The organism is Streptomyces sp. NPDC048290, assembly GCF_040652095.1.
GTDB lineage: Bacteria > Actinomycetota > Actinomycetes > Streptomycetales > Streptomycetaceae > Streptomyces.
In genome coordinates this window covers 123,916-149,948 of record NZ_JBEZLM010000026.1, presented here as the reverse complement: position 1 = coordinate 149,948, position 26,033 = coordinate 123,916, and the positions used below count along the sequence as shown (strand labels likewise).

General features: G+C 72.9%; 30 protein-coding genes and 1 tRNA gene. 20 read left to right on the top strand and 11 right to left on the bottom strand.

The features are described from left to right. Positions 1 to 204 precede the first annotated feature (204 nt). The 15 genes from AB0D49_RS34195 to AB0D49_RS34125 all read left to right on the top strand — a co-directional run bounded on the left by AB0D49_RS34195 (position 205) and on the right by AB0D49_RS34125 (position 12,988). Positions 205 to 474: a DUF6284 family protein gene (locus AB0D49_RS34195; RefSeq protein ID WP_362765385.1), complete on the top strand. Its 270-nt coding sequence runs from the start codon at positions 205 to 207 to the stop codon at positions 472 to 474. 8 nt (positions 475 to 482) lie between these two features. Then, positions 483 to 833: a hypothetical protein gene (locus tag AB0D49_RS34190; protein WP_362765382.1), complete on the top strand. Its 351-nt coding sequence runs from the start codon at positions 483 to 485 to the stop codon at positions 831 to 833. Further along, positions 830 to 1,690 carry a protein spdB gene (locus AB0D49_RS34185; protein ID WP_362765380.1) on the top strand — a complete coding sequence of 287 codons (861 nt, stop codon included), beginning with the start codon at positions 830 to 832 and terminating at the stop codon, positions 1,688 to 1,690. Before AB0D49_RS34190 ends, AB0D49_RS34185 begins: the two co-directional genes overlap by 4 nt. Continuing rightward, on the top strand, positions 1,690 to 2,340 hold the full coding sequence (locus AB0D49_RS34180) for a GGDEF domain-containing protein (protein WP_362765377.1): 651 nt from the start codon (positions 1,690 to 1,692) through the stop codon (positions 2,338 to 2,340). Before AB0D49_RS34185 ends, AB0D49_RS34180 begins: the two co-directional genes overlap by 1 nt. A 386-nt stretch (positions 2,341 to 2,726) precedes the next feature. Then, positions 2,727 to 3,044 (top strand): hypothetical protein, encoded by a 318-nt coding sequence (locus tag AB0D49_RS34175; RefSeq protein WP_362765402.1) that lies wholly within the window; start codon positions 2,727 to 2,729, stop codon positions 3,042 to 3,044. Next, a complete protein-coding gene (locus tag AB0D49_RS34170; RefSeq protein ID WP_362765375.1) occupies positions 3,041 to 3,217 on the top strand; it encodes a pRL2-8 in 177 nt (58 codons plus the stop codon). Before AB0D49_RS34175 ends, AB0D49_RS34170 begins: the two co-directional genes overlap by 4 nt. 132 nt (positions 3,218 to 3,349) lie before the next feature. Next, positions 3,350 to 5,506 (top strand): cell division protein FtsK, encoded by a 2,157-nt coding sequence (locus AB0D49_RS34165; protein ID WP_362765372.1) that lies wholly within the window; start codon positions 3,350 to 3,352, stop codon positions 5,504 to 5,506. A 237-nt stretch (positions 5,507 to 5,743) separates the two neighbouring features. Further along, positions 5,744 to 6,250, top strand: a complete 507-nt coding sequence (locus tag AB0D49_RS34160) for a hypothetical protein (protein WP_362765369.1) — start codon at positions 5,744 to 5,746, stop codon at positions 6,248 to 6,250. A 31-nt stretch (positions 6,251 to 6,281) separates the two neighbouring features. Further along, a complete protein-coding gene (locus AB0D49_RS34155; RefSeq protein ID WP_362765366.1) occupies positions 6,282 to 6,989 on the top strand; it encodes a hypothetical protein in 708 nt (235 codons plus the stop codon). Continuing rightward, the gene (locus AB0D49_RS34150; RefSeq protein ID WP_362765363.1) at positions 6,986 to 7,720 is read left to right on the top strand and encodes a hypothetical protein; all 735 of its coding nucleotides are present in this window, start codon (positions 6,986 to 6,988) and stop codon (positions 7,718 to 7,720) included. Before AB0D49_RS34155 ends, AB0D49_RS34150 begins: the two co-directional genes overlap by 4 nt. Before the next feature lie 90 nt (positions 7,721 to 7,810). Beyond that, complete coding sequence (locus AB0D49_RS34145) at positions 7,811 to 8,671, top strand: hypothetical protein (protein WP_362765360.1); 861 nt, start codon at positions 7,811 to 7,813, stop codon at positions 8,669 to 8,671. Then, a complete protein-coding gene (locus tag AB0D49_RS34140; protein WP_362765357.1) occupies positions 8,668 to 9,507 on the top strand; it encodes a bifunctional DNA primase/polymerase in 840 nt (279 codons plus the stop codon). The genes AB0D49_RS34145 and AB0D49_RS34140 overlap by 4 nt, the downstream gene beginning before the upstream one ends. A gap of 5 nt (positions 9,508 to 9,512) precedes the next feature. Then, complete coding sequence (locus AB0D49_RS34135; protein ID WP_362765399.1) at positions 9,513 to 10,988, top strand: ATP-binding protein; 1,476 nt, start codon at positions 9,513 to 9,515, stop codon at positions 10,986 to 10,988. 471 nt (positions 10,989 to 11,459) lie between these two features. After that, positions 11,460 to 11,690, top strand: coding sequence for an excisionase family DNA-binding protein (locus tag AB0D49_RS34130; RefSeq protein WP_362765354.1), 231 nt, complete (start codon positions 11,460 to 11,462; stop codon positions 11,688 to 11,690). Between the two features lie 11 nt (positions 11,691 to 11,701). Continuing rightward, positions 11,702 to 12,988 carry a site-specific integrase gene (locus AB0D49_RS34125; RefSeq protein ID WP_362765351.1) on the top strand — a complete coding sequence of 429 codons (1,287 nt, stop codon included), beginning with the start codon at positions 11,702 to 11,704 and terminating at the stop codon, positions 12,986 to 12,988. Positions 12,989 to 13,054: 66 nt separating this feature from the next. Here AB0D49_RS34125 and AB0D49_RS34120 read toward each other — a convergent pair. From AB0D49_RS34120 to AB0D49_RS34105, 4 genes are all read right to left on the bottom strand, one after another. Next, positions 13,055 to 13,139 (bottom strand) — tRNA-Ser (locus tag AB0D49_RS34120). A gap of 53 nt (positions 13,140 to 13,192) precedes the next feature. After that, complete coding sequence (tadA, locus tag AB0D49_RS34115; protein ID WP_362765348.1) at positions 13,193 to 13,624, bottom strand: tRNA adenosine(34) deaminase TadA; 432 nt, start codon at positions 13,622 to 13,624, stop codon at positions 13,193 to 13,195. Between the two features lie 65 nt (positions 13,625 to 13,689). After that, a complete protein-coding gene (locus AB0D49_RS34110) occupies positions 13,690 to 14,208 on the bottom strand; it encodes a hypothetical protein (protein ID WP_362765396.1) in 519 nt (172 codons plus the stop codon). A 299-nt stretch (positions 14,209 to 14,507) separates the two neighbouring features. Next, positions 14,508 to 14,717 (bottom strand): hypothetical protein, encoded by a 210-nt coding sequence (locus tag AB0D49_RS34105; protein ID WP_362765345.1) that lies wholly within the window; start codon positions 14,715 to 14,717, stop codon positions 14,508 to 14,510. Positions 14,718 to 14,813: 96 nt separating this feature from the next. On the opposite strand from AB0D49_RS34105, the gene upp reads away from it, so the two are divergent. Further along, a complete protein-coding gene (gene upp / locus AB0D49_RS34100) occupies positions 14,814 to 15,449 on the top strand; it encodes a uracil phosphoribosyltransferase (RefSeq protein WP_362765342.1) in 636 nt (211 codons plus the stop codon). A 175-nt stretch (positions 15,450 to 15,624) separates the two neighbouring features. On the opposite strand, the gene AB0D49_RS34095 is transcribed toward upp, so the two are convergent. The 5 genes from AB0D49_RS34095 to AB0D49_RS34075 all read right to left on the bottom strand — a co-directional run bounded on the left by AB0D49_RS34095 (position 15,625) and on the right by AB0D49_RS34075 (position 18,232). Continuing rightward, a complete protein-coding gene (locus AB0D49_RS34095; RefSeq protein ID WP_362765340.1) occupies positions 15,625 to 16,287 on the bottom strand; it encodes a LytR C-terminal domain-containing protein in 663 nt (220 codons plus the stop codon). Positions 16,288 to 16,404: 117 nt separating this feature from the next. Then, a complete protein-coding gene (locus AB0D49_RS34090; protein ID WP_003991361.1) occupies positions 16,405 to 16,701 on the bottom strand; it encodes a type II toxin-antitoxin system VapB family antitoxin in 297 nt (98 codons plus the stop codon). Positions 16,702 to 16,904: 203 nt separating this feature from the next. After that, entirely contained in the window at positions 16,905 to 17,090 is a 186-nt protein-coding gene (locus AB0D49_RS34085) for a hypothetical protein (RefSeq protein ID WP_362765337.1), read from the bottom strand. A 66-nt stretch (positions 17,091 to 17,156) separates the two neighbouring features. Then, a complete protein-coding gene (locus AB0D49_RS34080; protein WP_362765334.1) occupies positions 17,157 to 17,471 on the bottom strand; it encodes a hypothetical protein in 315 nt (104 codons plus the stop codon). Between the two features lie 95 nt (positions 17,472 to 17,566). Further along, positions 17,567 to 18,232 carry an HdeD family acid-resistance protein gene (locus AB0D49_RS34075; protein ID WP_362765332.1) on the bottom strand — a complete coding sequence of 222 codons (666 nt, stop codon included), beginning with the start codon at positions 18,230 to 18,232 and terminating at the stop codon, positions 17,567 to 17,569. 593 nt (positions 18,233 to 18,825) lie between these two features. Here AB0D49_RS34075 and AB0D49_RS34070 point away from each other — a divergent pair. Continuing rightward, a complete protein-coding gene (locus AB0D49_RS34070) occupies positions 18,826 to 19,665 on the top strand; it encodes a hypothetical protein (protein ID WP_362765329.1) in 840 nt (279 codons plus the stop codon). On the opposite strand, the gene AB0D49_RS34065 is transcribed toward AB0D49_RS34070, so the two are convergent. Further along, positions 19,662 to 20,258: an HhH-GPD-type base excision DNA repair protein gene (locus AB0D49_RS34065; protein WP_362765326.1), complete on the bottom strand. Its 597-nt coding sequence runs from the start codon at positions 20,256 to 20,258 to the stop codon at positions 19,662 to 19,664. The two genes, AB0D49_RS34070 and AB0D49_RS34065, sit on opposite strands and share 4 nt — an antisense overlap. 52 nt (positions 20,259 to 20,310) lie before the next feature. Beyond that, entirely contained in the window at positions 20,311 to 20,982 is a 672-nt protein-coding gene (locus tag AB0D49_RS34060) for a siderophore-interacting protein (protein WP_362765323.1), read from the bottom strand. A 241-nt stretch (positions 20,983 to 21,223) separates the two neighbouring features. On the opposite strand from AB0D49_RS34060, the gene AB0D49_RS34055 reads away from it, so the two are divergent. The 3 genes from AB0D49_RS34055 (at position 21,224) to AB0D49_RS34045 (ending at position 26,032) form a co-directional block, all read left to right on the top strand. Next, entirely contained in the window at positions 21,224 to 23,422 is a 2,199-nt protein-coding gene (locus AB0D49_RS34055) for a penicillin acylase family protein (RefSeq protein ID WP_362765320.1), read from the top strand. Continuing rightward, entirely contained in the window at positions 23,415 to 24,068 is a 654-nt protein-coding gene (locus AB0D49_RS34050; RefSeq protein ID WP_362765317.1) for a GNAT family N-acetyltransferase, read from the top strand. The genes AB0D49_RS34055 and AB0D49_RS34050 overlap by 8 nt, the downstream gene beginning before the upstream one ends. Positions 24,069 to 24,136: 68 nt before the next feature. Further along, positions 24,137 to 26,032 (top strand): copper resistance protein CopC, encoded by a 1,896-nt coding sequence (locus tag AB0D49_RS34045; protein ID WP_362765314.1) that lies wholly within the window; start codon positions 24,137 to 24,139, stop codon positions 26,030 to 26,032. Position 26,033 lies beyond the last annotated feature (1 nt).

The window sequence follows — 26,033 nt, the reverse complement described above, 5'->3', positions numbered from 1 at the left end:
TCAGCCACCGCGCCTCCAGCGATCGGATCGGACGTCACCCCACATCCAACCGCCATGACCACCAACCCGGCGAACCTATCCGGTCACAGCACTAGCTCCTTCTCCGCACCATCTGACCACCCACACCCACCACGGCAGCACCCCCGGAGCGCCTACTCCGGGGGTGCCTAGGGCCGTTCCGCCTTCGAGAGGAACCCACGACCCATGGACCACATCGTCACACGTCAGGATGCCGCTACGGCGTTCGCCGACTGGATCGAGCCGACTTCGGCTGAGCTGGACGCGATCGAGCGGGAGATGCCGCTGATCCTGGCGGACGTCGACCTGATCGCCGCGCAGACCATCTGTCTGGACCGCAAGCCGAACGAGGTGGACACCCGGCGGATTCGGCGGGCTCGCCGCCGGGTGCTGGCTGCCCGGCGGGATCTCGCCAACACCCCGCCGACCGCGGTGCTGTCGGGCGGTGCCCGATGACCGGCACCGTGACTCTGGATGCCCTGTCCGCCCCGGTGCGGGTGCTGCGGCAGCTCGCCCTCGACTTCGGGCACCTGCCCGTCCCTGCGGTCGACCTCTGCGGGATCTATCCCGGACGGCTGTCCCTGTCCCTGCACGACTCGGCCCTGACCGACGTGCAGGCGTTCGCCGCGTTCGAGTTGTGGCGTGAGGCTCTGGAGATCCCGCCCGCCGCCGTGTCCTTCGGCGCGCAGAGCGGGGACACCGTCCGGGTCCTGCGGGCCGCTGCCGACTTCGCCGGGGCGGAAATCGTCCTCAAAGCGTTCACGGACGCGCCCGGATCGGCCGGCGCTTTCGGCTCGACGGGCGGTGCGCGATGACCGCCCGGACCGTACTGCCCGCCGCCGCGATGACGGCGGTGTCGATGGTGCTCACGCTCGCTGTGGTGGTGATGTGGCTTGGTGCTGTGATGCCGTGGCCGGTCGCCCTGGTGGTGGGTCTGGCGATCGATGGCGGATGGCTCGCCACCCTCGCCTACGAGCGCCGCCTTGCCGCGCAGGGCGACCACTCCCGCCCCGTGACCCGGATCGGCTGGTCTTTCGGTCTGATCGCTACCGGGGTCCTGGTGGCGCACGCGCTCACGGCCGAAGAATCCGCGGGTGCGTGGCTTGCGGTGGCGTGGCTGCCGCTCGCCGCGAAAGCCCTGTGGCTGGTGCACGGGCTGTGGGAGCGGACCGCGCTCACACCCGCCGCCCTGGACGACATCCGGCAGATCCAGCAAGAGGCCCGCGATGAAGCCGCGGTGGCGCGGGCCCGACTGAGGGCTGAGGCGTCGACGGAGGAGACCCGGGTGACGGCCGTGACGGCTGCCGGGGCACGCGTCGCGGCCGTTCAGGCGACCACCGCCCGCACCCTGGCCGGGGCGTGGTCGACGCTGGAGTCGGCCCGGCAGGGGAAGGACACCGGTCCGGCCCTGACCAGCGTGACGACCCGCGTCACAGCGGGCGGCACACCCGCGTGGGACCTGCCCGTGTGGGGCCCTGCGGAGCCGCTCCCCGCCCTCCCGCCCGGTAGCCCTCCCGCGCTGACGGATGACGCGCTCGACGCGATCGTGTCGGAGCTGCTGGCCAGCACCGACCCGCCGATGTCGTACAACGCGCTGGCCGCCCGGTTCCGGTCTGACGGGCACTCCGCCTCTGAGGTCCGTCTCCGCGCGGCGTGGAAGCGGGTGGCGTGATGATCACCTGGCTGAGCATGCTGGCCGCAGCGGTTCCGGTCGCGTCCGGCTGGACCATCCACACGCTGTGGCTGAGGCGCCGCCTGACCGCCGCCCGCCGCGACCCGCTGACCGGACTGCGTACCCGCGACGGCTTCACCCGCCGCGCAACCATCCTGCTGAAGGACCCCCGCGCGATCGTCGTGCTGGCCGACGTGGACCGGTTCAAGCAGATCAACGACACCCACGGGCATGCAGCGGGGGACATGCTGCTGAAGGCGACCGCGGCCCGGCTCGCCCACCACGTAGGCCGGTCCGGGGTGGTCGGTCGCCTCGGGGGTGATGAGTTCGCCGCCGTTCTGATCGATGACCGCGACATGGCCGGGGAGCTGCTCGCAGTCCTCCACGGGGTGCTCGCCCGACCGGTCGAAGGACAGGACCCCGCCGTGCGCACCACGGTGTCGCTCGGGTGGGTCCGGGCCGCGGACCACCCCGCCGACGACCTGTCCGCACTGCTGCGGCGGGCGGACGAGGCGATGTACGCGGCCAAGCAAGCCCGTGCCGGAACCCGCCGCGCCGGGCTCGGCAGGCTGTTCGCCACGGTCGCCGGGCGCCGCGCCGGCCGCACCGGAGCCCGCACCGATCCTCCCGTGATCGGGGTGGCGGCATGAGCGCCCCCATCATCGGCGCCGCCGTGTTCACCGCGGTCGTGCGGGCGGCCGGCCACCGCTGCCAGCGCCAGGGCGAGTGCGGCAACCCGCACGCCAGGGGCGAGGGCCGCTGCCCGCACGAGCACGACGGCTGCACCAGCAAGCACGGGCGCCGGGTCCGGCTGATGGCCGCTCCCGCCGACCCGCTCGCCTCCGACGTCGCCGCCGCCCGCCTCCCGGCGAGTGCGCTGCGCGCCTGGTGCCCCGACTGCCACACCGCCGCCGCCCGCCGCGCCCGCGCCACCACGCCCGCGGAAGACCTGCCGGGCCTGTTCGACCTGAAACCCCATCCGCCCCGGCGGGCAGCAACGCCCGCCGGGGCACACCACCCCGAGGAGGGGTCGACCATGGGCAACCCCGATATCCGCCGCCTTGACCGCGAGATCCGCCACACCACCAAGAAGCTCGACGCCGTGCGGGCGGGGGAGTGGTGGCCGCTGACCAGCCGTGAGCGCCTCGCCATGGCACGCGCCATCGCCGGGGGCGCGGGCAGCGTCTACCGGGGCCGCTCCACCACCGGCGCCGAGACCCGCATGGACACGATCGGGTCGGCCGTGGAGACGCGGCTGACCGCTGAGCTGACCGCTCTTCAGGTCGAGCGTCAGCGGCTCGTCACGGAGGCGGCCCGCGCCAAGGCCGCCAAGAAGTCGGCGGGGTGGTGGTGAGCGTGGCTGTCCCCGAGACCCCGCCCGGCGAGTGCCCGCAGTGCTGGCAGCACGCCTACGACAAGCGGGTGCACCGCAAGCTGCGCCCCCGCGAGGACTGCCCCGAGTGCGTCGACCACATGATCAACGGCTGCCCCTACCTCGTGCCGGGGAAGCGCTCTCGCTGGTGGTGACCGGTGGTCGGCACCTTCCCGCGGCTGCATCCCGCTAGCCGCATGAGCCGGTGGGCCGGACGCCCCTCCCGCGTCCGCCCCCGGCCCCTTTCACTTCCGCCCCGGTCTGGGGGCAGTCTGGAGTACCCGCCCATGAGCGGCACTGTCGTTCCCCTGCACAAGACCACCGACCCCGATCCGTCCGCCCCCGCCGCCGCAGATGCGGCGGTCGTGCTCTCGCTCGTCTCCGTCCCGCCCGAGTCCGGTGATCAGCCGGTTGTGGAGGCTGTCGACCGGATCGACAACCCGTTGGCCGACTGGCTGACCGTGCCGGACGGGCCGCTGCTGCCCGCGTGGGCCCGCTCGCGTGCGTCCGTGGCCGCGAACGTGACCGCGCTGGGGCGGCTCACCTGGTGGCACACCCGCTATCACGGTCTGCGAAGCCCGAAGTACCTGGTCAAAGCCGTACTGCTCGCTGCGCGCGGCTTCTACCGGGCCACGGCCGGTCTGTGGCCCACCCTGTCCGCGCAGGATCACAGCGCCGCTGTGAAGGCGCTGCGCGCGCAGGTCAAGGTCCGCCCCGAGGACCTGGAGTTGGCCACGCGGTTGCAGGCCGCGCACTACGCCCGTACCCAGACCCGCCGCTGGCGGTTCGGTGCCGCCGCCGTGGCAGTGACCGCCGCCACGGTCGGAGTGGCGCTCGCCCCGCTGCTGCTTCAGGCGGGGATTGGTGCTGCGGTGGTCGGTCCGCTCGCCTATCTGGGGCGGGGCAAGGAGACCCGACTGCTGGACCAGGCCGCCCCGCCGCTGCGGGTGGACATGTCCGCGCAGCAGCTCAACGACGCGTTGCGTGCCGCTGGCCTCCTCAAAAGCGGCGGCGGCAAGGACGACAAGGATCTTCCGCGCGTGCACTGCTCGATGGGTCCGGTCCGGGACGGACGCGGCTGGGCCGTGATCTTCGACATGCCCCGGGGCGGCGGCAAGACCGCCTCCGATGTCCTCGCCAAGCGGGAGGTGATCGCGCAGGAACTCGGCGTGGACGAGATTCAGGTGATCATGTCCCGCGTGCGGGCCGCCAAGGGCGGCAATGCCGGTCGGGTCTCGATGTGGGTCGCCGACGATGACCCCTACCTGGGCACCCCGAACCCGTCGCCGCTGGAGAAGGCGGAGAAGTTCTCCATCTGGGAGCCGGTCCCTTTCGGGCAGGACGCCCGCGGCAACCGGGTCGACGTGCCGGTCATGTGGCAGTCGATGTTCTTCGGCGGTCTGCCCCGGCGCGGGAAGACGTTCTCCCAGAGGCTGCTGACGGCAGCCGGTCTGCTGGACGCCTACGTGCGCCACTACGTGGCAGACGGCAAGGGCGGAGCGGACTGGATGCCCATGAAGAGCGTCGCCCACCGGCTCGTCATGGGAGCCGAGGACGACGCGATCGAAGCCCTGAAGGCCATGCTCCGCGAGCTGCTGGGCGAGATGGAACGGCGGTTCGCGCTGCTGCGGGACCTTCCCCCCTCGGTCTGCCCCGAGGGCAAGCTCACCCCCGACATCATGGTCAAGTACACCCTGCCGGTCATCTTCGTGACGATCGATGAGCTGCAGGAGTACTTCACCGCGATGGAGCGCGAAGACCGCGAACAGGTCATCAACGACCTGTGCCGGATCGCGCGCCGCGGGCCCGCCGCCGGGTTCATCTCCAACTTCGCCTCCCAGCGCCCGGACGCCGAATCCGTGCCCGCCAAGCTGCGGGAGATCATCACCATCCGCTACTCGACGCAGGTGGTCGACCGCACCAGCTCTGACATGGTGCTCGGCAAGGGCAAGGCCGCCCAGGGCGCGGACGCCTCCGTGCTGTCCGAGGACCACAAGGGTGTGGGGGTGCTGGTCACCGGTCCCGCGAGCTTCGTGACCGTGCGGGCCGACTACCTTGACGGCACCGGGTTCGCCGCGCTGTGCCGCAAGGGCCGCACCCTGCGCGAGGCGGCCGGCCAGCTCACCGGGGACGCGTCCGGGGACGTGACCGCCGCCGCTGAGGCCGCGGGGCTCACCGTCCCCGCGATCGTCTCCGATGCGCTGGAGATCATGCGGCACTCCCCGCGCATGTTCACCCCCGATCTCCTCGCCGGGCTCGTCAACCTGGACGAGGACGTGTACGGGGACTTCACCGCCGAGCGGCTCGCGTCCGAACTGGAAGCCGCCGGGGTGAAGCGGACCAGCAAGCAAGTCAAGATCAGCGGCGCGAACGGTGCGGGCTACCAGCGCCGCGACATCGAAGCCGCCGTCCCCGCCGAGATCCTCCTCAGCACCGGCAGGTAAAGCCCTCCCCCTCTACCCCCGCCCGCGCGAAGGGGCCCTCCACCCCGCCCCGGACCGCCCCGCGCGGCCCCCGCCGGGGTAGAGGGGACCCCTTACCCCGGTCATGGGGCAGGTAAAGGCCCCTGACCTGCAAGGTAAGGCCGGTAAAGGGGGGTTCCCCGGCCCCTGCCGCACCCCTCCTACAGCCCGAATCCCACACCACCCCCACCCACCCGCGAACACCGGAGGAGGCCACGCATGCCCGCCGACACCACCCCCGCCCCGGCCCGCCCCGACCGGCCGATGACCGCCGACGAAGCCGACAGCGAAGCCCGGCGGATCATCGCCGCCGCCTACCGGCCCGCCCCCGAAACCCCCACCGCCTACCGCGACCTCAGCCCCCTGCCCACCCACGGCAGCACCCCGCCCGTGGCACAGCCGGGCATCCCGCCGATGTCCCAGCGCGCCACCGACGTCGGCCGCCTCATGGTCGCCGCCGGGCTCGCCACCGTCCCGCCCGGCCTGGTCGCTATCGGCGTGCTGGTCGCCTCCCGGCACGCCGACCCCACCGTGATCGGGATGATCTGCGCCGCCCCCGCCGCCATCGCCGTCCCCATCATCGCGCTCGCCCGCCTCCTGGCACGCGCCGGGGAGGCCGCGCCGGACGAGCACCACCACCACTACACCGGTCCCGTCCACCAGCAGCACACCACCAGCCACACCCGTGGACTCGTCTCCCGCACCACCCACACCACCCGCGACTGACCCAACACTCCCTCCCACTCAAGGAGCACTCTTGATCCGCACCGGATTCGCCACCCGTGAGGGAACCGCCGCCGACAACGCCGACGCGTGCACGGTCTACCGGCTCGCGGACGGCACGGTCGGTGCCGCCGTCATCGACGGCATTGGCCACGGCCCCTACACCTCCGCCACCTCACCCCTGCTCGCCGAGACCGCCGCCCGCGTCACCGCCCACCGGGGCGCTCTGCCCGGCATCCTCAGCGCCGGGCTGCTGGTGGCCGACCAGGGCCCGGACGGCGACGAAGCCGACGCCGTGGCCGTGGCCGCGCTCGCCGACGATGCCGGAACCCGCGTCGCATGGGTCGGCGACTGCCGCGCCTACGGCTGGAACGGCACCCGCCTCACCCTCCACACCACCGACCAGACCATGGCCCGCTGGATCGAGCAGTACGGGCCCCCGGTCGACGTCACCAAGCGCTACGGCGACTGGGTCAGGGTCTCCCTGCACTCCGCCACCGTCGCCAGTACCCGCGAGATCGAAGTGATGGACCCGGTGGTGATCCTCACTTCGGACGGAGTGCACGACCAGATCCCTCCGGGCGTGCTGGAAGCCCTGGTGCGGGTGCACGCCGACGACCCGCAGACCCTCGCGTCCGCCCTGGTCGCCGCCGCCCGCCCCGACCAGGGCGGCTACCGCGACGACGCCACGTGCATCGTCATCCGCAACCCCCACACCAGCACCCCGGAGGACACCGCGTGATCACCACCGGCATAGCGTCCCGACAGGGCACCCGCCCCCTCAACGCCGACTCCGCCACCATCCACCGCCTCCCCGGCACCCCGATGACCGCCGCCGCGCTGGTCGACGGCATCGGCAACACCCACGCTGTGGTCAACTTCGCCCGCACTGCTGCTGAGGTCATCGCGCGGGTCGGCGCGCGCCGGGGGCCGCTGCTGGGCATCCTCGCGGCGGCCGAGATGTCCACCGCCCCGCCCGGTGTTCAGGTCGAGGACGGGGTTGCGGTCGCCGCCGTCGCATCGGAGTCGGGCACGACCACGATCGCTTGGACCGGGGACTCACGGATCTACGGATGGACCGGCAGCGCCTTGGTGCAGCGCAGCACCGACCAGACCATGGGCACCTGGCTCCGCCGGTGGGGCGGCACGGCCGTCACCCTCCACACGGACGACGAACCCGACCGGACCGTACCCACCGAACAGGCCGCGCGTGTCCTCGATGACATGGCCCGCGCCGCCCTCAGCCGCTGCTCCATCGCGACCGTGCCCCTCCTCATGATCGATGATCCGCTGGTCATCCTCACCAGCGACGGCATGCACGGCCAGATCTCCCCCGAGACCCTGGAAGACCTTGTCCGGCAGCACGCTGGCGGCGACCCGCAGGCGCTCGCGAATGCTCTCGTGGCCGCCGCCACGGGCGACGACAGCGGATACCGCGACGACGCCACCGCCGTCGTGATCCGCCGCCACTGACCGCATGACCAAGGGCGGCCCCGCCATCTCGCCAAAGAACCGGGGCCGCCCTCACCAACCAGCCCATCAGACCTGTTGGAGGTCTCCAGCATGACCGATCCCACGACCTATCCGCGACCCCTTCCCGCGGGAGCTCCCGCGCAGGGGATGCGGTTCTACCTCACCACCCACAAACGCCACTGGATCACGCTCACCGACGTGCCGCTGTTCCTCAAGGCGGAGCACTTCACCGCCGCCGCCCGGCTCCACCCGGCCCGCGGCCGGTACGCGGTCGACTCCGGAGGCTTCACCGAGCTTCAGCGCCACGGCCGGTGGACCCGCACGCCCCGTCAGTACGCGGACGACCTGCGCCGGATCTGGGAACACGTCGGCCCCTACGACTGGGCCGCCGGTCAGGACTGGATGTGTGAAGACCTCATCATCCACGGCGGCACCGCGGGCCCCCTCACCTTCACCGGGACCCGCCTGAGCGTGGCAGAGCACCAGCAGCGCACGGTGCGCAACTTCCTGGAGTTGCGGTCCCTGGCGCCCGATCTGCGGATCATCCCCACTCTCCAGGGCCGGACCGTGCCCGAGTACCACGCGTGCGCGGACCTGTACGAGAGCTACGGCGTCAACCTGCGGGCCGAACCTGTGGTCGGCCTCGGGTCCGTATGCCGCCTCCAGTCCACCCGTCTCGGGGCGGCCATCGTCACCGCCATGGCCGGACGGGGGCTGAAGCTGCACGGCTTCGGCTTCAAGACGTTGGGGCTGGAGCGCGTAGGGCATCTGCTGGCCTCCGCCGACTCCGCCGCCTGGAGCTACCACGCCCGCAAGCGGCCCCCGATGCCCGGCCACACGCACAAGAACTGCGCCAACTGCCTCCCCTACGCGATGCGATGGCGTACCCGTGTGCTGGCCGCGATCCCCGCCCACCGTCAGGCCATGCTCACCGACCGGGGCGCCGCATGACCGACCTGATGCGCACCGCCCTGCGACTGGCCGCTGACGGCCTGCCGGTGCTGCCCCTGCGCCGTGGCAAGCTCCCGTTCGGCAACTGCGCCGACTGCGCCAGCAGCGCATGCGGGGGCCGACCGGGCATGAAGACTCCCGGCCCCTGCGTCTGCCCCCGGCCGTGCCACGGATGGGCCGCCGCCACCACCGACCCGCACGCCATCGCTTCCACCGCGTGGGAGCCGTCGTGGCGGCACGCGGCAGCGCTCGCCTACCACCCCGGCGGAGCCGGACTGACCGTCGTCGACCTGGACGACCCCGCCGCCATCGCATGGGCCCGCGAGAGCCTGCCCGCCACCCGCACCGTGACCACCACCCGCGGCGAGCACTGGCTGTACCGGGGCGTCATGCCGTCCGCGAACGCCGTCCGGGCGGGCGTCGACATCAAGTCGCACATGCAGTACACCCGTTGGTACGGGCCCGGCACGGGCACCATCGCCGCTCTCCCTGCCGCTGTCCGCGCGCTGGCAGTAAAGGAACCACCCGCCCCCCGCATCGCCCCTCAGGGCCTCACAGCGCCCCTGAGGGGCCCTGAGGGCGGGTGCCCGCACCGCACGCCCGCCTATCTGGAGCGGGGGATCGTCATGGCTGTGGAGCGGATCGCCGACGCTCCCAGCGCGGTGCACGCGACCGTGTACCGCGCGTTCCTGGCCGTGCTGTCCACGCACGGCCGGTGCGGCTGCCTCACCGACACCCACATGCAACGGCTGTTCACCGCAGCTCAGGCCCGGGGCGAGAGTCTGCGGCACTGCACCGACGCATGGGCCAACGCCCGCGGCGCCCTGGGGATGTGAGCGCCGTGTCCGAGGACGACAAGCCCCCGGCCCGGCAGATCATCACCGACTACGCGCAGTCTCATTTCCGGTACTTCCGCACCGTGGACGGAACCGTCTACGCCCAGCGCACCGGCCACCCCGTGGCCCGCCCGATCCGCTCCCAGGGCACCACCGGAAGCCACCGCCAGGAACTCATGGTCGGCATGTTCCGGGACGGCATCGGCGTCTTCAACGGCACCGCCCTCAAGGAAGCACTCGACCTGATCGAGGCTCTCGCGCTGACCGAGGACGTACAGCCCGTCCACATCCGCGTAGCCCCCGGCTCCGACGGCGCGACCTGGCTCGATCTGGGCCGCGACGACGGGCAGTCCGTCCGCATCCACCCCACAGGATGGGACATCCTCACCCCCGACCCGCGCGAAGTGTGCTGGCGGCGCACCCAGCTCACCGGCGAACTCCCCCTCCCCACCCGGGACACGGACGGCAAGGGCATCGATCTGCTGCTCCGGTTGTGCAACTTCGCCACCGCCGAGACGGAATGCCTCGCCATCGCCTGGCTGATCGGCTGTCTCGGGCCGTCCGTACCGGTGCCCGCGCCGTTCCTCACCGGCCCCCAGGGCGCAGGGAAGTCCACGGGCGGCCGGATGCTGGTGCGGATCATCGAGGGCATGACTGGCGACCTGCGCCGCGCCCCCAAGGATGAAGAGAACCTGATCGCGGCCGTGGCCGCCGGATGGGTCACCGCCCTGGACAACCTCTCCCACATGACCCCCGACCTGTCCGATGCGATGTGCTGCATCGTCACCGGAGCCGAGAGCGTCAAGCGCGCCCTGTTCACCGACGGCGACGTGTTCCGCGTCGGCTACCGCCGTCCCCTCCTCCTCACCGGCATCGACGTAGGCGTCATCCGCCCCGACCTCGCCGAACGCCTCCTCCCACTCCGCCTGGAACGCCCCAGGGCCCGGCGCACCGAGGCGGACCTGTGGGCGGAGTACGCCGAAGCCCTCCCCGTCGTCCTCGGCTCCCTCCTCGACCTCACCGTCAAGGTCCGCGCGATGGAAGCCGAAACCCCCACCGACCTGCGGATGGCCGACTTCGCCCACCTCTGTGCCCAGCTCGACGCCGCAACCGGCCTCGGGGCCCTCACCGCCTACCGGGCCAGCCTCGACGACCTCAACGACGACGTGATCGAGGGCGACCTGCTAGCGCAGACCGTCCTGCGGCACGCCGACACCATCGGACCGGGCCAAGCGCAGCGGATGACCTCCACCGAATGGCTGCACTGCCTCAGTCGCCTCTACATCGGCGATGAGCCACGGGCGCTGCCTAAAGGATGGCCCACCACCGGGAAAGTCCTCTCAGACCGCCTCAAGCGCCTTCAACCCACCCTCGCCGCCCGCGGGGTGCTCATCGACACCGGTCGCACCAAAGCGGGGCGCTACCTCGAAATGACCCGCACCGCCAACCCGGCCCCGGAACCGCCACCGTCGATGTTCTGACCACCGGCCCCCCGGCCACGCACGGACAAGCAAGAGGAGCACGCCTCCCCCGCGCCCGGGTGCTCCTCTTGCTGTTCGGCGCCTCTGCGCCGCCCGAGAGTCGCGCCGCGAAGCGGCCCATCTTCACCTCTTGAGGAACCGCCCACCACTACAGACACCCCCTCTTTTTGTCCTAAGTAGGGAAGCTCTGCGTCACCGCGTCACCAGGGGCCCGAAAGACACCGGCTGACCTGTGCAAACAGTGGGTGACGCGGACGGAATCCTCTGCGTCATCCTGCGTCACCTGCGTCACCGGCCGCGTCATCGGTGACGCAGCCGATGACGCAGGGGTGACGCACCCCCAGGTACCGCGTCACCCAAAAACCGCAGGTCAGGGTAACCCATTTGACGCAGGGACGCAGGTGACGCAGAAATCCCCACCTCGGACACACACGCCCCCAGCAACTCCCCTCATCCCCGGGAGATACCTGCATGGAAGCCGCCCACCTCGCCGCCGCCATCGATCCCACCCTCGTACTCCTGACCGTCGAAGAGGCCGCCCGCCGACTCCAGATCGGCCGGACTGTCTGCTACCGGCTCATCCGTTCCGGAGAGCTGGAGTCCATCACCGTCGGCCACCTCCGCAGGGTCCCCGCCGACGCTGTACCTGCACTCGTCACCCGTCTCCGTACCGCCCACCGCCCCGCCCGCACCGCTGCCTGAGGAGTACACGCATGGCCGAAGCGAACAACGAGAGCAAGCGCACCCGTCAGCCCAACGGCCGGTCGTCCATCTACCAGGGCAGTGACGGCAAGTGGCACGGCCGCGTGACCGTCGGAACCCGGGACGACGGCCGCCCCGACCGGCGGCACGTCGAGCGCAAGACCCGCGCCGAAGTGACGGCCGCCGTCCGTGAGCTGGAGAAGCAACGCGAGGCCAGGACGCTCGCCAAGCCGGGCAAGCCCTGGACGGTGAAGACGTGGCTGACCCACTGGATCGAGACCATCGCCCCGCTGGCGGTGAACGAGAACACGATGGTCGGCTACGGCGTCGCCGTCCGGAAGCACCTGATCCCGGCACTCGGTGCTCACCGGCTGGACAAGCTGAGGCCGGAGCACATCGAGCGCTTCTACGGGAAGATGCAGGCAGACGGCCGAAAGGCGGGGACGATCCATCAGATCCACCGCACCTTCCGCACCGCGCTGAACGAAGCGGTGCGGCGTGGCCACCTCGGACGGAACCCCGTACAACTCGCCAGGGCTCCCCGTGTCCGGGAGGAAGAGGTGGAGCCGTACACCGTGGAAGAGGTGCAGCGGCTCTTGCAGGCGGCTGACCACCGCCGGAACTCTGCCCGCTGGGCCGTCGCGCTCGCGCTCGGTCTGCGGCAGGGGGAAGCGCTGGGCCTCAAATGGGCGGATGTGGACTTGGACCGCGGGGTTCTGATGGTCCGGCGGAGTCGCCGCCGCCCGCGCTACGCCCACGGGTGCGGGGACGTTTGCGGCAGGAAAGCGGGCTACTGCCCGCAGCGTCGGCGGACGAATCCCGAGACTGCCGACACAAAGTCACGGGCTGGACGCCGTGCAGTCGGTCTGCCCGCCCAGCTCGTTGACCTGCTTCGGGTCCATCAGGTCAACCAGGATGCCGAACGCACGGTGGCCGGTGGCGGGTGGACGGACGAACGATGGCTGTTCGCGACGCCGACCGGTCGGGGCACCTCCCCCCGTACGGACTACGACGACTGGAAGGAACTACTCGAAGACGCCAAGGTGCGTGACGGCCGGTTGCACGACGCCCGCCACACCGCCGCCACGGTGCTCCTGATCCTCGGAGTGTCGGAGCGCGCCGTCATGGGGCTCATGGGGTGGTCCACCACCGCCATGGCCGCGCGCTATCAGCACATGGTGGACACCGTGCGGCACGAGGTGGCGGAACGGGTTGACGGGCTGATCTGGAAGCCGACCGGAACCGGGCCGGACGACGATGGCGACGGCGCCGCCGGGGCGCTCGTACGGGCCAACTGAGACGGAAACTGAGACGGGGATGCACGAAGGGTCCGACTCGATCGAGTCGGACCCTTCGTCTACCTGCGGTAGCGGAGGGATTTGAACCCTCGGTGACTTGCGCCACACTCGCTTTCGAGGCGAGCTCCTTCGGCCGCTCGGACACGCTACCGAGAGAGACCCTACCGCACCCCGGGGCGTGCTCAGAAATCGTTAAGCGGGGGCTCAGCGGTCGCGGAAGAAGTCGGTCAGGAGCCGGGCGCACTCGTCGCCGAGCACGCCCTCGATCACCTCGGGCCGGTGGTTGAGCCGGCGGTCGCGCACCACGTCCCACAGGGACCCCGCGGCGCCCGCCTTGGCGTCCCTGGCGCCGTAGACGACCCGGTCGACCCGGGCGAGCACCAGGGCGCCCGCGCACATCGTGCAGGGCTCCAGGGTGACCACCAGGGTGCAGCCGGTGAGCCGCCACTGACCGAGCGCGGCGGCGCCCCGGCGGATCGCCAGCACCTCGGCGTGCGCGGTCGGATCGCCGGTGGCCTCGCGCTCGTTGTGACCGGCCGCCAGCACGCTCGTACCGTCCGGGCCCAGCAGTACGGCGCCGACCGGCACGTCACCACCGGCGGCGGCTTGTCCGGCCTGGTCCAGGGCGAGCCGCATGGCGGCTCGCCAGGGGCCGCGCACCGGGTCGGCGGCGGAGGGCGGCGGGGTCGGGGCGGACGGGGTCAGCGGACGGTCTCCAGGACCTCCGAGACCCCCAGGGACTCGGCGATCTCACCCAGCGCGTCCTCGGACAGGGACCGCAGCTCCTTCTCGCTGACGCCGAGGTCGTCGAGGATCGCGCTGTCCCCGACCGGGCCGTGCGGCAGCGACTCGTCGCCGTCCTCGCCGTCCTCGCCCTCCGGCTCACCGTCCTCGGTGCCGTCGAGATCGAGGGTGTCGAGTTCGTCGTTGTCGTCGGGGTCGCGGCCGAGCAGCTCGTCGGTGAGCAGCATCTCGCCGTAGCTGCTGCGGGCGGCGGCGACGGCGTTGGAGACATAGATCCGCGGGTCGTCCTCGCCGTCGAAGCGGACGACGCCGAACCAGGCGTCCTCCTGCTCGATCAGGACGAGCACCGTGTCCTCGTCGGGGGCGGCGTCCCGGGCCAGGTCTGCCAGATCTGACAGGGTCTCCACATCGTCGAGCTCTGTGTTGCTCGCTTCCCACCCGTCTTCGGTGCGCGCGAGCAGTGCGGCGAAGTACACCGTGACTCTCCCACTGGTCATAGGCGTGCCGGTTGGGGTTCCCCCCGGCGGAGGTTGCGGGTGGAGGTGCGGTGCTCCGAGCCCCACCCACTCGGAATCGTGGCAGAAACAAGGCGCCCAGGGGACGTCTTCGGCTCCCTGTGTCTGGCACTTTTGATCGCACGTGAGCAAAGAGTCACCAGCGCGCTTGTCGCCGCCACCTGCGGATCGTACGCGGCTTTCCTCCGGTGCCTCGCACGACCACCCGGTCAACGGCCGTGCGCGGAGCGGATCTTCCCGGTGTGCTCGTCGTGCCGCGTCTACCAGCGGAATGTTCGCATGCGCATCGCGTGGCGCAGCCGGGCGGTCTTGGCCCGGCGGGGTTGTACGCGGTCGCGCAGGGCGCGTGCCTCGGCGAGTTCCCGCAGAAACTGCGCCCGGCGCCGCCGTCGCTCCGCGTCGGCCTCCCGTGCGCCGGGGTCCGCGTCGGACGCTTCCGGCGCGTCGGGCCGGTCCGGCAGGTCACGCATGGTTCTCACCACCCCAGTCGATCCATCCCACTTTCCCCCGGACGGGGGGTTTGATGCCAGCGCGCGGGGGGAGGGGGCGCGGTTACTGTGGGGGACATGCGTCTCCATGTCGTCGACCACCCCCTGGTCGCTCACAAGCTCACCACGCTGCGCGACCAGCGCACCGACTCCCCGACCTTCCGCCGGCTCGCCGACGAGCTGGTCACCCTGCTCGCCTACGAGGCGACCCGGGACGTGCGCACCGAACAGGTCGACATCGTCACCCCGGTCAGCGGCACGACCGGGGTCAAGCTGTCCCACCCCCGGCCGCTGGTGGTGCCGATCCTGCGGGCCGGGCTCGGGATGCTGGACGGCATGGTGCGGCTGCTGCCGACCGCCGAGGTGGGGTTCCTCGGGATGATCCGCAACGAGGAGACGCTCCAGGCGTCCACGTACGCCACGCGGATGCCGGAGGACCTGTCCGGGCGGCAGGTGTACGTGCTCGATCCGATGCTGGCGACGGGCGGCACGCTGGTCGCGTCGATCCGGGAGCTGATCGGGCGCGGGGCGGACGATGTGACCGCGGTGGTGCTGCTGGCCGCGCCGGAGGGTGTCGAGGTCATGGAACGGGAGCTGGCGGGGGCGCCGGTGACGGTGGTGACGGCGTCGGTGGACGAGCGGCTGAACGAGCAGGGGTACATCGTGCCGGGTCTCGGCGACGCGGGCGACCGTATGTACGGGGCGGCGGAGTAGCGGCGCGCGGGTTGTCGCCGGGTGCGGGTGGGTTCGTGGCTGGTCGCGCGGTTCCTCCCCCAGAGGGTACGGGGGTCAGCCTCGCCTACCAGGGGCGCTGGGGGTACCCCCTCTGGGGGAGGAACCGCGCACAGCCAGGGAGCTGACCCGCACCTTTCTCACACGGCCGCGGCAGCTACGGACACGCCCTCGCGGACGACCCCGTCGGCGTCGGATCCGGTGACCTAAGGGACGTCAGCGCGCGGGACGCCGTCGTACGGGCGTCCAGGGACGTGAACTTGTCCCCGATGATCAGATCCAGCTCCGCGCCCTTGCGGGACGCCACCGCCCGCCGCTCCGCCGCCGCGAGCTGCGTCCCGAGCACCGGCAGGGACGTGTTCAGCGCGGTGCTCGGCCCGAGCAGGAGCCCGGTGCCCTTCACCTTCTTGTCGTAGTCCTTCGCCGCGTTCCCCACCTCGCCGATCTTGAAGCCACGTTTCGCCAGTTCGTCGGCGGTGCGTTTGGCGAGTCCGGAGCGGGTGGTGGCATTGAGGACGTTCACGGTGATCTTCCCGGGGGCCGGTACCGCCGCCGCGCCCGCGGACCCCGCGCCGCTCGGCGCCGGGCTCGGCGTCCCGGCGCAGTGCCCCTTCGCCGCGGCGGCCACCGCGGTGTCGCCGCCGCCGGTGAAGACGTCGATGAGCTGCAAGGTGCCCCAGCCGATCAGACCGACCGCGGTCGTCGAGGCGACCACGACGAGTACGAGCCGTCCGCGCCGCCGTGGCCCGCGCATCCGCGGGTACTTGTCCCCCGTGATCCGGTACTGGCCACCCATGCCGGGGGGAGTCAGCATGCTCATGAGCGCAGAGTAGTGCGCCTGAGCGACGATGCCTACTAGATGATCATTCGACGTCGCCCAGTCCAACCCGAAAGGGCCAACAGGTGTCCCGTTGTGCCCCGGGAGCGGGCGGGTGGCTCAGTCGAGTTCGAGGACGCGCGCGTGCAGCACCTGGCGCTGCTGGAGCGCGGCGCGCACCGCGCGGTGCAGTCCGTCCTCCAGATACAGATCGCCCTGCCACTTCACGACATGCGCGAAGAGGTCGCCGTAGAAGGTGGAGTCCTCGGCGAGCAGCGTCTCCAGGTCGAGTTGCTGCTTGGTCGTCACGAGCTGATCGAGGCGGACCGGGCGCGGTGCGACGTCCGCCCACTGCCGGGTGCTGTCCCGGCCGTGGTCGGGGTACGGCCGGCCGTTTCCGATGCGCTTGAAGATCACACGGAAAGCCTACCGGGCGAGCGCTTCGGGGCGCAGCCATGGAGCGGACGCGCGGCACTGGAAAAGAGGCGGTGAACCGGGGCAAAGCGGGAGACTTGTCGGACTGGGTTCGATCCGGCGGCCCGGTGTGAGCGTTTGAGCGGTCGTCCGCTTTCGCTCAAAAGGGGTCGCGGGCGCCCCCGGGCGGGGGCGCCCGGCTCGGGTCAGGCGGGGTGCTGCTCCCGCGGCGCCGGGGCGGGGGCGGACGCGGTCAGGGCGGGTTCGGGCCGCTGCGGCGCGGACCGGGGCCGCGGTCGCGGTTCCGGTTCCGGATCGGCCGGTTCGGGCGCGTTGCGGCGGGCCTCCGCGCGCAGCAGGGCGCGCAGCACGGCGTACGGGTCTGTGGGCATGACGAAGTACCTCGCTCGGTGAGTCCTGGTGAGGGGGGAGGGGGTGTAGGCGTCGGGCCGCTGGGATCAGCAGCGCAGGACCACCGAGCGAAGGCAGTGCAGGCGGTACGAGGGCGGGCCCGGCGCGGGGCGGGCGGCGGGCGCGGGTCCGGCGGGGCGGGCCGGTTCGGGGCGCGGGGGCGCGGCGGGGAGGCGGTCGGTCCGGCTGACCGGGCGGAGCGCGGTGCCGAGGATGTCGTACTCGGCCGTCGTGCCGCCGTGCTCGCAGACCGACTCCGTGAGGGGCCCCGCGTGGGCCCCGCCGTGCGCGCCGGGCGCCAGCAGGGCCAGCAGCAGCACCGCGATCCGCAGCCAGGTGCGGGGGGCGGGGGCGCGGTACATGGCGGAGGTCTGCCCCGGGCGGGGGGCTCCGGCCGCCCGCTGACGGCGGGAACCCCCCGCTCGGCCCAGTCCGGTGCTGCCGCGCCGCCCGCCGTTCACAGCGTCCGCGGCACCTCTCGCGCGCGGCCCCGCATCCGGATCGCGGTGACGACCTCGACGACGCCGACGACGAGCAGCCAGATGCCGGTGACCACGGTCAGCACGGCGAGCGACTCGAACGGCGAGACGATCAGCACGATCCCGGCGAGGAAGGTGACGATGCCGAGGAAGATCTGCCAGCCCCGGGCGGGCATCGCGGTGTCGGAGAAGCCGGCCAGTGTCTGGGTGATGCCGCGGATCAGCCAGCCGATGCCGATCCACAGGGCCAGCAGCAGGATCGACTGGGTCGGGCCGCGGAAGCAGAACAGGCCCAGCAGGATCGACACCGCCCCGCTGATGAAGGCCAGCACCCGCAGCGAGGTCGTCCGGTGCGTGCCGAACGCCGCGGCGAGCTGGAAGATGCCGCTGATCAGCAGGTAGAGGCCGAACAGGATGCCCGCGACCAGCAGCGACGGGCCCGGCCAGATCAGGATCAGCAGGCCCAGGATCAGCGAGGCGACGCCGGTGACCAGCACCACCTGCCAGGCGGCCCGGGACAGGGCGTGCAACGGGCCCTCGAAGGGCGTGTCCGGCTCGTGCGGGCCGCTGGCCGCGTGCCCGGCGTGAACCTTGCGGTCGTCGTACTCGGGACCCCTGGGGGGACCGCTCGATGGCTCGGTCATGATCCATGCTTGGACCGCGCCGGGCGGTGCCGCCACCGGAGACGGTCCGAGTGGCTGACCTGCGGCCCGCGCGGACGCGGTTCGTCATGGACGCGGGTTGCTGTGGGCGCCGGTCGTCGTGGAGGCCCGGCCGTGTGGACGCCGGTTGCCGTGGACGCCCGCCCGCGCGGAGGCCCGCCCGTGTGGACGCCGCCCGCGCGGAGGCCCGCCCGTGTGGAGGCCGTTTGCCGCGAACACCCGCCCGCGTGGACCCCTGTCGTCGCGAACGCCCCTCCTCAGGGACTCCGGATGCCGCGAACGCCCGCCGTCGTGGACGCCCGCCCGTGTGGACCCCGGATGCCTCGAACGCCCGCCCGCGCGGACCCCCGTCGTCGCGAACGCCCGCCCGCGTGGACCCCCGTCGTCGCGAACGCCTGTCCTCACGGACCCGTTGCCGCTGCTCCCGTGCCGCGGCCTCCTGCCACATCCCCTGCCGCAGACCTGTTGCCCCAGCCCCCTGTCATAGAGCCGTTGCCCCAGCCCTCTGCCATGGACCCCCGTCACGCCCCCGCCGCCGCACCCCCGTTGTCACAGGCGACCGCTACCGTCCCGGCATGACAACCGGCCACTCCATATCCCCGTCCCCGGAGGGCTCCTCCGTGGTGCCCTCCCCGTTCCGTGACGCGTGGGACCGTCAGCTCGCCGACGCCTTCGAGGTGTTGCTCGGCCGCCCGCTGGCGGAGTTCGACCCCGAGGCCGTGTACGCCGTCCGGATCGGCGGCAATCTGATCCGGGAGACCGGGTTCGCGGGGGACGCCGCCTGGGTGCGCCCGGCCGCCCTGCGCGGTGCCGTACCCGTGGTGTGGGACGTCCCGCTCGTCTCCGACGCGGGGCTCCCGGCCTTCGACGCGAGCCGGTCCGTCTTCGAGGTCGGTATGCCCGAGGGCAGGCCCTGTCCGCTCCCGGCGGACTTCCTCGCCGCCGTGCGGGACGTCTGCTTCGCGCCGGGGCTGCTGCGCGGCGTCGATCTCGCGCCGCTGGCGGAGCGGTTCGGCGTCGATCTCGCCGACCCGGCCCTCGCCGGGAGCTGGGCCGTGTTCGTCCCCCTGCTGGTGTCCGACGGCACCCTGCTGGACGCCCTGCGCACCACCCTGGCCACCGGGCGCGCCCCCGAGGACCTGCTGCCGTTCACCACTGAGCCCGACGAGGAGTGGGAGGAGGCGCTGGAGGCTGTCGCCCACCCGGGGCTGCGCGCCCACCTCGGCCACTTCTGCACCGACGGCGAGGAGGGGCTGATGCCGCTCCACGAGGACATCGCCTGGGCGGGCGGTCTGGAGGAGTACGGCTGTGCGGCGGTCACCGGCTGGGAGGACGGGTTCGGGCAGGTCGACTTCACCGTCGTACGGCTGAGCGGGCGGGTGGCGGGCGGCGGGGCGACCGGGGACGCGCCCTAGCGGGAACCGGTCGTCTTCGCCGCCTTGGCCGCCGCCTTCATCTCCTGCTTGTGGGCGCGGACCCGGGTCAGGGACTCCGGGCCGGTGATGTCGGCGACCGAGCGGTACGACCCGGTCTCGCCGTACGCGCCCGCCGCCGTGCGCCAGCCGGTGGGCCGTACGCCGAGCTGTTTGCCGAGCAGGGCCAGGAAGATCTGTGCCTTCTGCTTGCCGAAGCCGGGCAGCGCCTCCAGGCGGCGGAGCAGCTCCGCCCCGCTGCCGGCGTCCCGCCAGATGCCCTCGGGGTCACCGTCGTAGTGCTCCACCAGGTACTGGCACAGCTGCTGGACGCGCTTGGCCATGGAGCCGGGGTAGCGGTGGACGGCGGGCTTCTCGGAGAGCAGCGCCGCGAACGCCTCCGGGTCGTGCGCGGCGATCTCGTGCGCGTCCAGGTCGTCCGTGCCGAGCCGGTCGGCGAGGGTGCGCGGGCCCTTGAACGCCCACTCCATCGGGATCTGCTGGTCCAGCAACATGCCGATCAGCGCGGCGAGCGGGGAGCGGCCGAGCAGCGCGTCGGCGTCCGGGTCCTGGGCGAGGTGCAGGGTGGCGTCCATGGGTCGATGATCCCCCGCCGGTCGGGGTGGCGCCCGCCGGAGGGGTGGGGTGTCAGGGTCGCCAGTAGCCCAGCGCGTGGGTGCGGTCCTTCGGGACGCCGAGTTCCCGGCGTACGTACGAGGCGAGGGTGCGGGTGGTCGCCGTGTCGCAGGCGATCCAGACGTACGGGTGCGGGGTCGCGCGCAGCAGGTCGGGCAGGTCGGCGCGGACCCGGTCGGTCAGGGCGGAGCCGCCGCGCGGGATCTCGTGGACGGTGTGGCGGGCGGGGTCGGTACGGGAGGGCAGGCCGTCGAGGGCGCCCTCGAACCAGAGGGTCGCCGGGGCCGTGCCGAGGGCGTCGAAGAGGGAGTTGAGCGCGGGCAGCGAGGCCGGATCGCCGATCGCGAAGACGTGCGAGGGCTCGGGCTGGGGCCGCTGGAAGCCCGTACCCTGCACGGTCGCCTCGATCGTGTCACCGGGCTTCGCCGCCCGCGCCCAGTCACTGGCGCACCCCTCGTGGAGTGCGAATTCCAGGGAGAAGGTGCCGTTCTCCTGGTCCGGGTCGACCACCGTGTAGGCACGCTGGTGGGGCTTGCCCGCCTTGTCGAACCAGAGCCGCAGCCACATGGTGGGGTGTGGGCCGTGCGCGGTGAGCAGGTCGCCGTCCGTCAGCCGGAGCCGCCGGTAGACGGGGCTCACGTCCTCGATGCCGGTGACGGTCAGGGTGAAGTCCTTCGCGCCCATCCACCTCAGGATCGTGCCCTGCCAGCCGTGACCCGGCTTCTGGCCCGACCGCTGGCCCGACCGCTGGTCCGACCCCCGGTCCGACCTCTGGCCCGACCCCTGGTCCGGCCTCTGGCCCGGCTTCTGACCCTGCCCCATGGTGCCCCTTCACAGGTCGCGTACGCTCTCTCCCCGACGACTTACTTAGGCAAGCCTAACCTAAATCTGACCGAGTGGGCCAGGACGACAGGGGAACGACAGGGTGCGTACCGAGACCTACCGCGATGCCTACGGCATCCCGCATCTGCGCGCCGGGAGCGCCCGCGAACTCGCCCGCGCCCAGGGCCGGGTGACCGCCCTGGACCGGGCCTGGCAGCTGGAAACCGAACGCCACCGGCTGCTCGGCAGTTCCGCCGCCTTCCTCGGGACGGCCGCCCTGCCCTGGGACGTGCTCGCCCGCCGCGCCCTGCTCGCCGACACCGCCCGCCGCTGCTTCGACCGGCTCGCCGAGGACGACCCGGAGAGCGCCGAGTGGGTCACCGCCTACACCGAGGGCGTCAACGCAGGGCTCGCGGAAGGCGCCCGCCGCGCCCCCGAGTTCACCGCGACGGGCCTCGCCCCCGGCCGCTGGCAGCCCTGGACCCCGCTGGGCGTCTGGCTGGCCACGCATGTGCTGTTCACCGGGCTGCCGCTGAAGCTCTGGCGGGAGCGGGCGGTACGGCTGCTGGGACCGGCCGCGGTCGGCCTGTTCGCCACCGACGGACCCGGCACGGCCGGGAGCAACGGCTGGCTGGCCGCCGGGGAACGGACCGTCACCGGACACGCGCTGCTCGCCGGTGACCCGCACCGCGTCGTCGAGGACCCCGGCGTCTACCAGCAGATCCGGCTGGCCTGCCCGGAGTTCGACGTCGTCGGCCTCGCCGTGCCCGGCGTCCCCGGCATCGCCCACTTCGGCCACACCGGCACGGTCGCCTGGGCCATCACCAACGCCATGGCCGACTACCAGGACCTCTACCGGGAACGGCTGCGCCGCACCGGCGTCGGGGTCGAGGCCCTCGACCCCGACGGCCGCTGGCGCCGGGCCCGCCGGTACACCGAGACGGTGTCGGTGGCGGGGGAGGAACCGGTGCCGGTGGAGGTGATCGAGACCGCGCGGGGACCGGTGGTCATCGGAGGCCCGGAGGGGCTGGAGATGACAGAGGCGCAGGAGGCACCAGACGCTCCGGAGGGGGAGCGGGACGGCGGTGACCCGGTCGCCCTCAGCCTCCGGCACCCGCCCCGCGTCACCGCCGATCTGGGCTTCGGGGCGCTGCTGCCGCTGCTGCGGGCCCGTACGGTCGCCGAGGTCGACCGGGCGCTGGACCGCTGGGCCGAACCGGTCAACGTGGTGCTCGCCGCCGACACCGAGGGCGGCACCCTGCACCGGGTGGCGGGCCGCGTCCCGGTCCGGGCGCACACCAACCGGATACGGCCGGTGCCCGCCTGGGAACCCGGCCACGAGTGGACCGGCTGGCACGAGACCCCCCGCGCCGGACTCACCGACGGCATCGCCGTGATGGCCAACCAGCGCGGCATCGCCGCCCCGCTCGGCGTGGAGTTCTCCGCCCCGCACCGGGCGGACCGGATCACCGCCCGGCTCGCCGAGCGGCGGCACTGGTCGGCCGACGCCCTGGCCGCGATCCACACCGACACCCTGCTCCTCGGCGCCCGCGCCCTGCTGGACCGGATCGCCGCGCTGCCCGCCCCCTCCCTCACGCCCGCCGCGGCCCACCTGCGCGCCCGGCTGCTGCGCTGGGACCGCCGGATGGCGGCCACCAGCCGGGACGCCGGGGCGTTCGCGGCGCTGCGCTCCGCCGTGGTCCGACGGCTCGCCGCGCACCCGGTGTTCGCCCCGCTCGGCGAGGTGCCCGCCTACCCGGAGCCGTTCCAGCCCTGGCTGGCCCTGCTCCCCCGGATCGGCCTCGCCCTCGAACACCTCCTCGACGCGGAGGAGCTGTACGGCGTCGACCGCGGGCCGCTGGTGCGCGCGGCGCTGGAGGAGACGGCGGCCCGGCCCGCCGCGGAGTTCCGGCGCTGGGGCGAGACCCACCGGCTGGCGCCCTGGCGGGCCCTGCCGACGCGGGGCGCGACCGGGACGACCGGTACGACCGGTACGACCGGTGCGGGGCCCGCCCTCGCCGGGGACCACGACTGTGTGCTGTGCACCTCGTCCGTGCCCGGGGTCACCGACCTCGCCGTCCGCGGCCCGGCCGCCCGGTACGTCTGGGACCTGGCCCGGCGGGAGAACAGCCGCTGGGTGGTGCCGTTCGGCGCGTCCGGCGTGCCCGGCTCCCCGCACCACCGTGACCAGCTCTCCCTGTGGCTGGCCGGGGAACTCGCCCCGGTGGTCACCGACTGGGACCGACTGGTGAAGGAGACCGAGGAGACCGAGGAGACCGAGGAGAGTGACGCCGATGTCTGAGTCCGGGTACGCGGAGTCCGGGTACGCCCACCGCCGCGCCGTCCACCAGGAGGCCGTCGACGGCTTCGGCACCGTACGGGTGCTGCCGCTGGACCCCGAGCGGGACGCCCCCGCGGTGCACGGCTGGGTCAGTGCGGAACGGGCCGTCTTCTGGGGCATGACCGGCGTGGACCGGCGCGGAGTCACCGAGATCTACGCCCATATGGAGTCCCTCGACACCCATCACGCCTACCTGGTGGTGAAGGACAACACCCCGGTCGCCCTGTTCCAGACCTACGAGCCGGATGCCGACCGGGTCGGCGCGTGCTACGAGGTGCGGCCCGGTGACATCGGCGTCCATCTCCTGGTCGCCCCGGCCGGACCCGGCGGCGTACGTCCCGGCTGGGGCGCGGCGCTGATGTCGGTGCTGCTGGGCTTCGCGCTGCTGACCCTGGACCGGCAGCGGATCGTGGTCGACCCGGACACCCGCAACCAGAAGGCGCTCGCCCGGATGGTCCGCTCCGGGTTCACCCCGGGGCCCGTGGTCCTGCTCCCGGAGATCGACCTCCCGGACGTCTATCTCCCGGAGAAGCGGGCGCAGCTGGCCTTCCTGGAGCGGAGGACCGCGTTCCCCGAGGCCGCGGCACAGGCACCGGCCCGCCGCTGAGCAGAACGCCGCCGCCGTCCGTACTCGTATCCGACACCGGGGGTTCTCGGGGACGGAGAGACGACGACGTGCTGCGCTGGCCGGTGCTGTTCGTGACCCTGCTGGTCCTGCTCCTCGCCGGGGCCGGACCGGCCTCCGCCCATGCCGCGCTGCGCTCCACCGACCCCGGCGACGGCAGCGTCGTGGCGACCGCCCCGGACGCGCTCACCCTTACCTTCACCGAGTCCGTCGGCCTGCTGGAGGGCTCGGTGAAGATCTACGACCCCGGCAACCACCGGGTCCGTCCGCGCTCGGTCGCCCACGCCCCCGGCAGCGCGGACACGCTGCGGGTCGTCCTGCCCGGCTCCGGTCTCGGCCGCGGCACCTACACCGTGGCCTGGCGGGTGGTGTCCTCCGACAGCCACCCCGTCTCCGGTGCCTTCACCTTCTCCGTCGGCGCCCCCTCCCCGACCCCGCCCGCCGTCGACACCGGCCCGCCCGAGAACCGGGTGACCAGCGCGCTCCAGAACACCGCCCGCTATCTCGCCTATCTCGCCGGTGCCGTGCTGATCGGGGCGGCGGCCTTCGTGCTGCTGTGCCGTCCGGCCAGCACCGCGCCGCTGCGCCCGCTGCTGCGTACGGCCTGGTGGACGCTGCTGGCCACCACCTTCGCCCTGCTGCTGCTCCGCGCCCCCTACGAGGCGGGCACCGCCCCCGCGACCGCCTTCGACCCCGGCGGCCTCAGCCGTACGCTGTCCGGCCGTCCCGGCATCCTGCTGGCCGCCCGGCTGCTGCTGCTCGTCCCGGCCGCCCTGCTGCTGGTACGGCTGTCCCGGCTGCGGCGTTCGCCGGTGGCGCTCGGCGCGGGGGCCGCCGTCGCGGTCGGGCTCGCCGTGACCTGGTCGGCGGCCGAACATGCCTCGGCGGGGGTGCAGGTGCCGGTGGCGATCACCTCCTCGACCCTGCATCTGCTGGCCACGGGCGTCTGGCTGGGCGGGCTCGCGGCGCTGCTGGTGTCCTTGCGGGGGGCGCCGGGGGCGGACGGGGACGGGGACGCGGACGTGGACGGGGACGTGGTGCGGCGGTTCTCGCGGATCGCGTTCACGGCGGTCGCGGTGCTGGTGGTGACCGGGGTCTACCAGTCCTGGCGCGGGCTGGGCTCGCTCACCGCGCTGACCGGCACGGTGTACGGGCGGGTGCTGCTGCTGAAGCTGGTGGCGGTGGCGGTGCTGCTGGCGGCGGCGGGGCTGTCCCGCCGGTTCACACTGCGGTGGGCGGGGGTGGCGGGGGTGCGGGAACCGGCGGTTGCGGCGGTGACGGCTGTGACGGCGGTACGGGAGCCGGTGGGGGTGGGGGTCGTCGAGGCCGGGGGAGGGGCGGGCGACGGCTCGGGAGATGCCGGAGCCGTCTTGCCGGGCGGGCCCGCTCTGCCGGACGCGCCCCGCCCGGACGCGGACACCGACGTCGATGCTGACGGTGAATCCGACGCCGACGACCCGCACCGCCGCGCCCTGCGCCGCTCCGTGCTCGCCGAAGCCGCCGTCGCGCTGGTCGTGCTGCTGGTGACCACCGTGCTGACCGCCACCCTGCCCGGCCGGGCCGAGACCGAGGCGGCGGCGGCCGTGCCGGTGGCCGCGCAGCCCCGTACCGCCGCCGTGACGGTGCCGTTCGACACCGGGACGCCCGGCGGGTCCGGGACCGTGGAGATCACGCTCGATCCGGCGCGGGTCGGCGACAACTCCGTGCAGGCGGTCGTCTTCGGCGCCGACGGCGGGCTGACGTTCCTGCCCGAGCTGCGGCTGTCGTTCACCCTGCCCGCCAAGGAACTCGGCCCGATCGACGCGGGGCTGACCGACCGCGGCGGCTACTGGGCCACGGACGCGCTCACCCTGCCCATCGAGGGCACCTGGACCATGAAACTGACGGTCCGGGTGTCCGAGCTGGACCAGGTGAGCGAGACCCGCACGCTCCAGGTGCTGCCCTAAC

Bases quoted from the DNA above. Each gene is read 5' to 3' on its own strand.
- AB0D49_RS34195 (WP_362765385.1), top strand. From the start codon at position 205: ATGGACCACATCGTCACACGTCAGGATGCCGCTACGGCGTTCGCCGAC.
- AB0D49_RS34185 (WP_362765380.1), top strand. From the start codon at position 830: ATGACCGCCCGGACCGTACTGCCCGCCGCCGCGATGACGGCGGTGTCG.
- AB0D49_RS34180 (WP_362765377.1), top strand. From the start codon at position 1,690: ATGATCACCTGGCTGAGCATGCTGGCCGCAGCGGTTCCGGTCGCGTCC.
- AB0D49_RS34175 (WP_362765402.1), top strand. From the start codon at position 2,727: ATGGGCAACCCCGATATCCGCCGCCTTGACCGCGAGATCCGCCACACC.
- AB0D49_RS34165 (WP_362765372.1), top strand. From the start codon at position 3,350: ATGAGCGGCACTGTCGTTCCCCTGCACAAGACCACCGACCCCGATCCG.
- AB0D49_RS34160 (WP_362765369.1), top strand. From the start codon at position 5,744: ATGCCCGCCGACACCACCCCCGCCCCGGCCCGCCCCGACCGGCCGATG.
- AB0D49_RS34145 (WP_362765360.1), top strand. From the start codon at position 7,811: ATGACCGATCCCACGACCTATCCGCGACCCCTTCCCGCGGGAGCTCCC.
- AB0D49_RS34140 (WP_362765357.1), top strand. From the start codon at position 8,668: ATGACCGACCTGATGCGCACCGCCCTGCGACTGGCCGCTGACGGCCTG.
- AB0D49_RS34130 (WP_362765354.1), top strand. From the start codon at position 11,460: ATGGAAGCCGCCCACCTCGCCGCCGCCATCGATCCCACCCTCGTACTC.
- AB0D49_RS34125 (WP_362765351.1), top strand. From the start codon at position 11,702: ATGGCCGAAGCGAACAACGAGAGCAAGCGCACCCGTCAGCCCAACGGC.
- tadA (WP_362765348.1), bottom strand. From the start codon at position 13,624: ATGCGGCTCGCCCTGGACCAGGCCGGACAAGCCGCCGCCGGTGGTGAC.
- AB0D49_RS34105 (WP_362765345.1), bottom strand. From the start codon at position 14,717: ATGCGTGACCTGCCGGACCGGCCCGACGCGCCGGAAGCGTCCGACGCG.
- upp (WP_362765342.1), top strand. From the start codon at position 14,814: ATGCGTCTCCATGTCGTCGACCACCCCCTGGTCGCTCACAAGCTCACC.
- AB0D49_RS34095 (WP_362765340.1), bottom strand. From the start codon at position 16,287: ATGAGCATGCTGACTCCCCCCGGCATGGGTGGCCAGTACCGGATCACG.
- AB0D49_RS34085 (WP_362765337.1), bottom strand. From the start codon at position 17,090: ATGCCCACAGACCCGTACGCCGTGCTGCGCGCCCTGCTGCGCGCGGAG.
- AB0D49_RS34080 (WP_362765334.1), bottom strand. From the start codon at position 17,471: ATGTACCGCGCCCCCGCCCCCCGCACCTGGCTGCGGATCGCGGTGCTG.
- AB0D49_RS34075 (WP_362765332.1), bottom strand. From the start codon at position 18,232: ATGACCGAGCCATCGAGCGGTCCCCCCAGGGGTCCCGAGTACGACGAC.
- AB0D49_RS34070 (WP_362765329.1), top strand. From the start codon at position 18,826: ATGACAACCGGCCACTCCATATCCCCGTCCCCGGAGGGCTCCTCCGTG.
- AB0D49_RS34065 (WP_362765326.1), bottom strand. From the start codon at position 20,258: ATGGACGCCACCCTGCACCTCGCCCAGGACCCGGACGCCGACGCGCTG.
- AB0D49_RS34060 (WP_362765323.1), bottom strand. From the start codon at position 20,982: ATGGGCGCGAAGGACTTCACCCTGACCGTCACCGGCATCGAGGACGTG.
- AB0D49_RS34050 (WP_362765317.1), top strand. From the start codon at position 23,415: ATGTCTGAGTCCGGGTACGCGGAGTCCGGGTACGCCCACCGCCGCGCC.